The 2,797-nt window shown below is 43.7% G+C and carries 2 protein-coding genes; both read right to left on the bottom strand.

What is annotated here, in order from left to right:
- On the bottom strand, nt 1-337 hold a 337-nt coding region (locus FUA23_RS21985; protein WP_147932929.1), incomplete at its 3' end, for a hypothetical protein.
- Between the two features lie 739 nt (nt 338-1,076).
- A complete protein-coding gene (locus tag FUA23_RS21980; RefSeq protein WP_147932928.1) occupies nt 1,077-2,180 on the bottom strand; it encodes a 6-bladed beta-propeller in 1,104 nt (367 codons plus the stop codon).
- Nucleotides 2,181-2,797 lie beyond the last annotated feature (617 nt).

Here is a 2,797-nt window from a genome sequence, read left to right as displayed (position 1 = left end):
CCCGCCGGGCGCGCAGCTTGCCCGTGGCGCGGCGGCGCAGGGGAAGGCGACCGCGAGTGGCGGTATGGAGGGTGACGAGGGGGATTTCGGCGGCGGAGGGCTCCGGCTTAGCCGAAGCCTTCATCGTAGTGACTTCGGCATCCGCTGCCGGGTCTTTTTCGCCACAGCCGGAGCAGAGCAGCAGCAAGGGCAAGAGGCATATCCCCAGGAGCGTAGGTAAGCCGACACCGGAGACGCGGGACACGTCAAAAAATACCGCAGCTAGGCGATACGGGAAGGATGCGGTGCGTTGCCCCCCGGATGCAAGCCGGGAGCAAGTGCGATAATGGTTGGTCATATGGATCTGGTGTACGCTGTCGGTAGCAATGGGGTTTGGTCAGCGGGCAACGGCCCGTAATATGGTTCTAAAGCGGTTTCAAAATGTGTTGTGTATAAAAAAACAGCGTACGCCGCAGAGCAGAGGTTGCGAGATACAGGGGTAATATAAGGGTATTCAGGGTTTTGTACAAAAAGCGATCAGCATTCAGGCGCGTTGGGCCTGAATGCTGATCGTTGGAAAGTTCTATGTTATGGTTACTACACTGCTAGACCAAAACACCTGAACGCTCGCAGGTCCGACTACGTCAGGACGCTACGAGGTTCTACGTCCTTATTTGCCTAGCAGTATAACTATGGTTGCTTTAGATTTCTATCGACCTTACGTGTGTCTTTTGGGATTGAGCTTAGCTCAATTGTTTCTGTTGCGTCTGTGTTGGTGCCGCTGCTCAGGAGGAGGAGCATTGTTAGGGTGTATAGCGTAGTTTTAATCGGATTAAATTTTGGCTAGAGATAGAAATTTGAGCGTTTTATTCCGTACAGAATGCTGACTTATTTTCTTGTTTCTGAATGCAGAAATGTGTTTTCCTATTTCAAGCCTGTTGGCACCAGCAGGCCGGGAACTATTGCTGCCAGGGTGATTAGGAGGACCTCTATGGGGCGGTTTACACCTAAGTCAGAGTGATTAGGATAGGGTTGAAGCAAATTTGGAATCTAATTCGATTACAACTGCAATATACTTTTTGGAGTTGCACCGGATGTTATTCCGAAGAAATAATTTGACTTTTTGTAACGACTAGCACGACACCCTCGCCTTTTTCACTAATCTGGTCCGCACGTTTCTGAAAATCCTCTTTCCATTGCCTTGAAGGATGAAAATTGATTTCAGGTAATTCTTGTAAAGCTTCGTGCTGGTATTCCGGATATATTGAGAGAAAAAAACCATCATCACCATAAAGTGAAGGAGCCATAAAAACGGTTTCTCCTGCAACGAGCACGTTAGAATTGATCAGGGTCTGCTCAGGTGTAGCAATGATAAAATTGTTCTGCCGGTTATAATCGAAAGAAACAAAAAGATGACGATCATTTCCAACAAGCCAAACGGGCTGAACATAGTTTGCATTAGAAATATAGGTAAGTGCATTCTTAATCTTAGGATCCCGAAATATTTCTGGCGGGGGTGCTCCCTGACTAAATGAAACCGTCGCTATCGCAGAGAGCCGCTTGTCTAAACTATCAAACCGATACAATGAATCTTGATGAGGTCGAGAATAGTAGATAGCTCCACCGTAGCGATATAGTGTATGAGAAAAGCTGAGATGACGATCTGATGCGGTAGGATTACTTACTCTTCTATAGTCATGAATAACTTCCTCTCTGGTCGAATTGGCCAGCAAGTAACTGTAGGCGTATTTACTCGTTTCTGGATACCGACCTCTCGTTTCCAGGAGATAGGTTCCATCCGTTAGTAGCAATGCATTGTCGTGCGGTATATTTAGAAAGTGCTCATCTATAAAGTTTCCTGCGGCATCAAAGCCTTTTAAAACCTTCTGATCAGCCGCCATAGTCCATATCTCACCGCGGACTGCATCGTAAAAAGCATAAAAGAGTGGATTAAATTCATGCGTCCTAATTGTTTCAGCAGTGACATGCCAAATAGGAACACCCTCTTTTGTCAACCCAGTCATTCCATTTTTTTGATCAATAACAATAAGAAGAGAATCTACAACAACAAAGAATTTTATATCGTTACCAACAAGCCTTACTACGTCTGGAGACAGCTTGATTACTCGATTAATACCAAGCAGAGAATCTACATTTGCATATTGATCACGCTTAGAGTTATCCAGGTTAAAAGTTGACACAGTGCCCGAGGAGAAACTCTCAAAACATGAACAGCATATCATAGTAAGTAAAATTATGCATATACTAACTCGCATTTTTTTCAATTTTAAAGTACAAAAAAACACTTATCTAATAAAGTTTACTGCGACTTAGTTCGACACAGCATTTCATCTTTCAAATATTTGAGACAGGAATAGAACAGTTAGCAACAGAACTAGTATTCTTTCACTTTGATTATGTAATAACATCACCGCCAATAGTGACAATTCAACTAAGAGTATCCTAATACTTGTTTGAGGTGGCCGGCTTTAGCCTAGTTGAGAGTTCGATAATATATCTCATCTTCTCCAAGGCTACTTCTTCCATATTCAAAATGAAGATTACCTTTATCAACGTAACAATTAGAAGGCACCGAATATTTTGGCAACCTCCCTTCTTTAAGAACCTTAAAGTCTTTTGTAAACTTACGAACTGCGCCTACTCTGACTTTTCCAGGTTTTTCCAGACTTGGCACTAAGAGCGTGTCTAAAAATTCGAGTCAAGATTTCTCTGTATTGACGATAGAACCATCTGAATGTTGGCCATCAAAATGAATGAAGCCGAATTTTCTATCGTTCGTTCCAGGTCCTTGGTGATT

The organism is Neolewinella aurantiaca, from assembly GCF_008014675.1.
In the GTDB taxonomy this organism is placed as follows: domain Bacteria; phylum Bacteroidota; class Bacteroidia; order Chitinophagales; family Saprospiraceae; genus Neolewinella; species Neolewinella aurantiaca.
This window is presented reverse-complemented; position numbering and strand designations above follow the sequence as displayed.